A 7,559-nucleotide genomic window follows, 5' to 3' on the forward strand; every position below is an offset into this window, starting at 1 on the left:
ACCCCCGCGCCGCCGCATCCTGCGGATGCATCAGCGCCGTGCAACGATCCCGCCCCTTCACCATCGAGGGCACATTGTGCAACCACGAATTGTTACTGCGCAGATGACGGCGACCGATCAACTTCAAGTCGAACCCATCGGCCGGCCTGGTCAACGCCTTCCCCGCCTGCGCATCCGCCAGCACAGCACGCGCGGCCGCCACGAAATCCTCCGGCGCCAAATGCACCTTCCGATCCTTCGTCCCTAGCAACGACCGCAACCTCGGCCGCAACGGCCCCAAATCGATACCCCCAGCCGCCGCACGCGCCTTACCCACAGTCAAACCCTTGCGCCCCCGCCGCAACACCCCATACGGACCCGCCGCCACCCCCAGCGAAGCGATCCGCAGCGGGCTGACCCGATCGAACACCGCATTCAACACCCGCGCGGTGAACCGGCGCGCAGGCAGCGGCAGCACTTCGGTGATCAGCCGCGCCATGATCTGCCAATCCTCCAACCCGTCGGCGGGCGGCTCGAACACGCGCGCGTCGAAGCGCAAGTTGTTGCGCACACTGAACACCGGGAACAGGATGTTGACGTCCTCCCGCTCCAACGGCGAAATCGGCGGCAGGATGATGTCCGCGTGCCGTGTCGTCTCCGTGACATACATGTCCACGGCCACATAGAAATCCAGCGAATCCAACGCCGCGCCCAACCGACCACGCTGCGGCGTCGACAACACCGGATTACCCGCGTACGTGATCATCGCGCGGATCCGGCCCGGCCCCTCGGTCAGCATGTCGTCCGCCAGCGCCGCCACCGGCAACTCCGAACGGAACGACTTGTAGGTCCCGGAGCGGTCCGTCCACGCCCCGTATGCCACCGGCAGGTACTTCCCATACCGTGGCGCATCGATCGGCGGCGTCGCGAACATCTGACCACCCGCCCGATCCAGATTGCCCGTCACCGCGTTGATCGTGTTCACCAACCAATGCGTCAACGTGCCGGTCACCTGCTGACACACCCCGATCCGCGCGTACAGCACCGCCGAGGACGCCGCCGCGTGCTCGCGTGCGAGCTCACGAATCGTCTCCGCATCCACCCCCGCGTATGCCGCCATCTCCTCCGGAGCGGCCTCGGCCACCAACGCGCGCAACTGCTCCCAGCCCGTGCTCGACGCCCGAATCGCTCTGTCGTCACACAGATCCTCTGCGACCAGCACATGCAACATCGCCAGCAGCAGATACACGTCGCCACCCGGAGCCACCGCGACATGCTGATCGGCCAGCCGCGCCGTCTCGGTGCGCCGCGGATCGATCACCACGACCTTCCCACCACGCCCCCGCACGTCCCGAATCCGCTGCTTCGCATTCGGCATAGTGGTCACCGACCCGTTCGACACGGCCGGATTGGCCCCCAGGATCACCAGACGATCGGTCCTGTCGATGTCGGTCACCGGCATCAGCACATTCGAGCCGAACATCCGCCATGCGACGAACTCCTGCGGGAACTGATCGATCGATGACGCCGAGAAGAAGTTCCGGGTCAACAACACCGCCCGCAGCATCCCCGCGTACAGCACCGACGAACTGTGCGCGGCCGGATTACCGAGATACATGCCGACAGCGCTGTGCCCGTGCTCGCGACGGATCTGCCGCAGCCGCCGCCCGATCTCCTCGAACGCCTCGTCCCACCCGATCGGCTCGAACGACGAACCCACTCGCCGCACCGGCGTCCGCAACCGATCCGGGTCATGGTGCAACCCGCCCATCGCCGTCGCCTTCGGGCAGATGTACCCCTTCGACAACACGTCCTCGGGATTACCCTCGATCCGCGTCACCTGGTCGCCGTCGACCGTGACGAGAATTCCGCAGTGCGCCTCGCACAAGGTGCACTGCCGGGCAATGGTGGTAGCACTCATGAATTTTCACCTTCTGCCGGATCGTTCCCCCCAGGCTAACCGGGACGCCCACCTTCCGTACAGGCCTGTATGTTAGGCGAAATTCTGGGGTGCGCACGCATGTCCGTGCCAGCCCTCCGCGTGCAATCCCGCGCCGCGTTCGGCGCCTTCCGGCACAAACCCCGCCTGCACCACCCGCGGCACGACGGCAGATCACGCACCGAAAGCAGCAGGTCCAGCCGAAAAGCCACCCGCGTCCACCGCGGACATGTTCTTCCATCGGCTCACTTCGTCACGGTGACGATTCGGGGACGCGGTACCGAGGACCGCCAACAGGGGGAGTGCTCCGCCTACGCGGCCGGAACCGCAGTGACCACAGATTCCGGCTTCGATGACGCGAACCCCGGCAGGAAACGGTTGACCGCAGGAATCATCAGGTGGATCAGCGGGCCGATCCCGAAGGCGTACACCAGCGTTCCGATACCGATGCTGCCACCGAGGACGAACCCCGTCGTCAACACCGTCACCTCGATCGCCGTACGTACCACCCACACCGACTTGCCGGTCCGCCGAACCAGTCCAGTCATCAGTCCATCTCGCGGTCCCGGACCCATACCCGCACCGATGTACAGCACACTCGCCACCGCGTTCAACACGACAGCGGCGATCATCGCGCCGAGCCGAACCGCCGGCGAATCCCACGACGGCAGCCACGCCAGCCCGGCATCGACCGACACCGCGATCACCACCACATTGCTCACCGTGCCCAGACCGGGCATCTGCCGCAACGGAATCCACGCCAACAGCACCGCGACGCCGGTCACCGCCGTCACAGCCCCGAAACTGATCGGCACATGCCGCGCCACGCCCTGATGGAACACATCCCACGGATCCAGCCCGAGCTCCGCCCGCACCATCACCGCCATCGAGAACCCGTACAACCACAATCCGACATACAACGCGACCAACCGACGAACCAGCATCGCCTCAGCGTGCCCGCAACTGGCCACCACAACCAGAGCCAATCACCAATCAGTGGACTGCGAAACAAATGCCATCGCATGAACTGACACTTCCCGGCCACACCCCAATTCGTCACTGTGACGATTAGACCCGGTTCACAGCCAGGCAAGGGGAGTCCGATCTAGGAAAAATCCAAGATTTACCAATCAGACCTATAGTCGCCGAAATATTTACACCAAACGGACAAAGCGCCGAAGCGGGCCCATCGCGCGACATCACCAACACCGCCCGAGAGCCGTAGGACCGATCCAGGTGGACATGCCAAGCCGCGAAACCGGACGACAGCAACGACATTCGCACCTGAAACCGCACCGCCGACCCACGCCGAATTTCCGCCGATAATCAACATTATGTCAACTAGGGCGTCGCGCGCCCTCCTTCCGACCCTTCCCCCATACTGAAGCCGTCGCGCGAGACGGTGTCGTCATCGCGAGGCGCTCAAGTGAGACGTATCGGCGAGAGCGACCAGCGCACGGTTGCGCCAGTAGTCGTCATGCCGCAGGTGGGTGATCGCGCCGGGCTCGGTGGCGAAGGACGCGAAACCGGCCGCGGCGACCGGGATCATCATCCAGGTGGTGATCACGAATGTCAGTGCGTAACCGTGGGTGACGACGATGTGGTCGTGATCGGTGTCTGCCATCAACTCATTCACGCACGCACCCACCCGGGTCGCGACCTCACGTCGCGTCTCCGCGCCAGGGATGGGACCGCGATGGTCGAGGCGGTCGTGATCGGGTGCGGGCACTTGCCGCCGGACGAGCCACGCGTTCGGACGCCCACCGGCTTCCCCGAAGCTGATCTCCCGCAGCCGCTCGTCCACCGACACCGGAATAGCCAATACCCTTCCCAGAATTCGGGCCGTCTCGGTACAACGCGCGAGGTCGGATGTCGTGATCCGGATCGGCCGCGCCGCGCCGTCGCGCCGCCGGACCAGCTCTTCGGCCACGCGGCGGGCATCACGCCGACCTCGCGCCGTCAGGTTCGAGTCGAACCAGCCACCGACGAGATCGCGTTCGGTGTGCTCCGCGTGCGGGTGACTCACCACGTACATGTCCTGCATGCCCCTCCCCCTGGCTCGCTCCCCAAATCCGGCCCTGGCCTCCGACTCACCCTATCGTGGCCGCGTTCCGGCTCGGCGCCAAGCCCAACCCCGAGATGTGGCCTGGCGCCGAGGCAGTCGAACTCAGGCCGAAGTGTCGGCAAGTTCTGCGTGCAGGTCGAACAAGGCCGGGATCTGATCCGGCGGGCGGCGGCCCATGCCGCACTCGGTGGCGATGCCGAACTCGGCGATCACGCCGCGTGCGGCTTCGATGCGCTGGAGCGCGCCCGCACGGCCGTCGGTGGCATGGACCAGGCCGAGGTACAGATCCGTTTCCGATGGAAGGGCGAGGTCGGCGAGGGGTTCGAAATACCCGGCATCGGTGCGCGAGCGCGGGACCGGGAGATGAATCCAGTTGACCGGGCGTTCCAGCCCGGCCAGCACGCGACCGGCGACCGCCGCGAGCCGGCCGGTGTCGGCAGGCTCGGCGAAGTGACGATGACCGAAATCGCCATAGCAGAGGTGATAACCGAGTTCGACAGGGTTGGGCACCGCGGCGCCCAACCGGATGAGCCGCTGCCCTACTTCCTCCAGCTGCGTCGGGTAATCAGAGCCGAACCATGAAGGGAAGATGCCCTCGAAGATGGCGAACTCGACGGCGGCATCCCATTGCACCGCCAAATCTTCCGGCGGTATCGCGTCGACGATGACGGCGAGTTCGTCCAGCAGGCGCGCCTCGTACCTTTGCTCCAACTCCCCCTGCGGCCCGGCGACGAAAGCCCCGATCACCGCGATAGGACTAGGCAAACTGACCTGGAACCGGATGCCCGCCGGAACAGTGCCGTCCTCGCGCAGCTGACGGAACACCTGCCAGGACTCGAGGGCGGCCTCCGCGTATCCCAGCGGACCGAAGTCGATCGATGCCGCGTCCACGCCGGGCCTGGGCCGCACCCGCTCGCTCGGCCCGTATTCCGGGCTCGGCGGCGGAACGGTTTGCAGGTCCGGATGCGCCTGCATCTTGGGCAGCTGCCACACCACCCAGTTGTCGCGCACTCCCGTTTCACCGTCCGGAATGCGCTTCAGATGAGCCCCCATTCGCCGTACCGCCTCGGAGAAGACCGTTCGCGCGTCTGCCAATGGAACACTGCCGCACAGATGGACTCCACGCCCCTTGCTCACCGCAACCTCCTACCAGACAGTTGCCACGCATCCTCTTCGAGCCTGTTATCCGGAGCGGGCAATCGATCAGCTCGAGCTATGCGGTGCAGCGTAGGCACTAGCCGACGCACTATATCCCCGCAACTGGGAAATAATCAGCGACTCGTTCGCCGGCAGAGCCTGCCGCTGTCGCGGCAGACGAGTCCCCGCCGCCGAGCCGGTTGATCGGTCGGGTTTGTGGAAGCTCGCTCGGGGGATCCGCGCCTCGCACGAGAGTCATCGCAGAGCTGCGCGGTGTACCCCACCTTGCGAATGACGGCGATCGGCAAGAAGAATCACGCCATTCGTCGGCCCGAGGCTCTCGGCTGTTGTGGAGGTTGCGTCACCATCTGCGAACTACTCGTCCTCGTCAACGGACTGCCGGGCTCCGGGAAGTCCACTTTGGCGCCGGCGCTGGCGCGCGAACTCGGCGCGCACTTGATCACCAAGGACGCCGTCAAGGAGGCGCTGGGAGCCGGACTGGACCATGCCACGGTGCCACCGAATATCGGAGCGATCGCGATGGAGGCCGCATGGGCCCTCGCCGGGGCGCTATCCGGTGTCGTGCTGGTCGACTCGTGGTGGTTCAAACCCCGGGATATCCGATATGCCGCCGCAGGCATCACGACGTCCGGCGCGACGCGTGCCGTGGAAGTCTGGTGTTCGGTTCCCGCCGACCTCGCCCGTGCGCGCTACCGCGGCCGCACGCGCGCCGCTCTGTACCACGATGACGCCCACCTCGCTCAGGACTGGGACCGCTGGGCGCGGTTGGCCGAACCGCTGGCGCTCACACCGGTCGTCGTCGTGGACACCACCGCGTCGGTCGACTGTCCGGAACTCGCGCGGCAGGTGATGGCCGCGGCCACCGTCGCGATCGGCGACGTTCTCTAGGCTCGAAGCCGCGCCGAGGTGTATCCCCTATCGCGCGGATCAGACGCGATCCTGCGGCCCTTCCCGAAGCGGGAACGTATACACGCCTACGTCTCGTCGAAACAGCGGATTCCCCCGGCGGTCCTTGCGGCTTTTGATTCGTTTGGGCTGTTGTGGATGTCAATTTTATATAGTGACATACGCATAGGAGCGTAACTCCGTTTCACAATACGAATCCGACTGGCCTGCATCACTTTACGAACTTCCGACTGGAAGCGCCTGACAGTGGTGGCAGACATCAGCGCGTACAACGATGGCCCGCACAGCTCCCCCGGCTTATCTCGATTTTCCTGACTCTCCCCTACCCTATCGTCGGTTTCGACTCGGATTTCGCACCCCAGAACGGCATTCGCGTACCGATAGGTAGCTGAACTAACGTTCGAATGGTGCTTGGACATTCACATGCGACCAGTGGCGCGTTGGCCTGGTCGGCGGCAGCGGCGACGCTGCCGGTCACGGTCTTGACCTATCCGGCTCTCCAGGATGCGACGGGGCACCTCGGCACCGTCGACCTCTTGCTGGGTGTTTTTCTCACGGCCGGGGCCGCGCTGCTGCCCGATGCGGACCATCCCGACGGGACGATCTCGCACACACTCGGTCCGATCACGCACACCGCATGCAAGCTGATCTCGTGGGTCTCGGGTGGGCACCGCGGCGCCACCCACTCATTGGCATTCGTCGCGGCCGCGGCCTTCGGCACGTGGGCCGGCGAGCACTGGCTCGGGCGGTGGTTCACCCTCGGCCTCGTCTTCTTCCTGCTGGCCCTCGCCGTGCGCGCCCTGCATCTGTGCCCGTCCGGCAACAACGTCAAAGCGTGGGGGCCGATCGTGGTCCTCGCTTCCGCCGGCACGTTCGCGATGGAGCACTGGATCGCCGACAAACCGGTCTGGCTGCCCTTCGCCGTCGGTTTGGGCGCACTGGCACATCTGATCGGTGATTGCCTCACCGATCGCGGTTGCCGCCTGTTCTGGCCCTTCGGCCACCGGGTCAGATTCCCCATCATCGATCGCACCGGGAACGCGATCGAAACCTTCGTCGTGGCACCGTTGTTCACGCTGGGCACGCTCGCCATCCTCTGGTACACCATCACCCACCAACCCTGAGATCGTGGCGCTGCTGCCCGCTTCCGTATCGGCCAGTCGATTACCGCCGTCACCGAGCCCGGTAGCAGCGCCGATCAGCTGCCCACCGAGGTCCTTCGCTGTCACCCTCACCCCTGGCTTCTTTGCTGCTTTTGCTCGCGTGGTGTGAGGGTGTGTCGATGGGTCTGGGGTCGCATATATTTGTAGATGCGCATATCTACGTAAGGACATGTTTTAGCGTAGTTACGCCACCCCTGGCCTATCGCACTCCGCTACCTTTCGCCGCATTCCAGTCACCTGCTCAGCCCGATTTCTCGCCGGAACTCCGCACTCCCCCGGCTACCCTGAGGCCCATGTTCGCCTCGACTATGCGGCCGCGGCGTTGGACGCCACCGCCCTCCCCCGCCCG

At 65.3% G+C, this 7,559-nt stretch carries 6 protein-coding genes; 2 read left to right on the forward strand and 4 right to left on the reverse strand.

Annotated features, from left to right (window positions below):
• From HOV91_RS37855 to HOV91_RS37870, 4 genes are all read right to left on the reverse strand, one after another.
• A partial coding sequence (locus tag HOV91_RS37855; RefSeq protein ID WP_174190007.1) for a molybdopterin-dependent oxidoreductase occupies positions 1 to 1,900 on the reverse strand: 1,900 nt, incomplete at its 3' end.
• Positions 1,901 to 2,229: 329 nt separating this feature from the next.
• On the reverse strand, positions 2,230 to 2,862 hold the full coding sequence (yczE, locus tag HOV91_RS37860) for a membrane protein YczE (protein ID WP_174190008.1): 633 nt from the start codon (positions 2,860 to 2,862) through the stop codon (positions 2,230 to 2,232).
• Positions 2,863 to 3,326: 464 nt separating this feature from the next.
• Positions 3,327 to 3,962, reverse strand: a complete 636-nt coding sequence (locus tag HOV91_RS37865) for a histidine phosphatase family protein (RefSeq protein ID WP_174190009.1) — start codon at positions 3,960 to 3,962, stop codon at positions 3,327 to 3,329.
• 123 nt (positions 3,963 to 4,085) lie between these two features.
• Positions 4,086 to 5,036 (reverse strand): hypothetical protein, encoded by a 951-nt coding sequence (locus HOV91_RS37870; protein WP_217441577.1) that lies wholly within the window; start codon positions 5,034 to 5,036, stop codon positions 4,086 to 4,088.
• 357 nt (positions 5,037 to 5,393) lie between these two features.
• On the opposite strand from HOV91_RS37870, the gene HOV91_RS37875 reads away from it, so the two are divergent.
• Positions 5,394 to 6,029 carry a P-loop nucleotide/nucleoside kinase family protein gene (locus HOV91_RS37875; protein ID WP_174190011.1) on the forward strand — a complete coding sequence of 212 codons (636 nt, stop codon included), beginning with the start codon at positions 5,394 to 5,396 and terminating at the stop codon, positions 6,027 to 6,029.
• 422 nt (positions 6,030 to 6,451) lie between these two features.
• Positions 6,452 to 7,171, forward strand: coding sequence for a metal-dependent hydrolase (locus HOV91_RS37880; protein ID WP_217441578.1), 720 nt, complete (start codon positions 6,452 to 6,454; stop codon positions 7,169 to 7,171).
• The last annotated feature ends 388 nt before the right edge of the window (positions 7,172 to 7,559 follow it).

It is taken from the genome of Nocardia barduliensis, from assembly GCF_013315795.1.
Taxonomy (GTDB): domain Bacteria; phylum Actinomycetota; class Actinomycetes; order Mycobacteriales; family Mycobacteriaceae; genus Nocardia; species Nocardia barduliensis.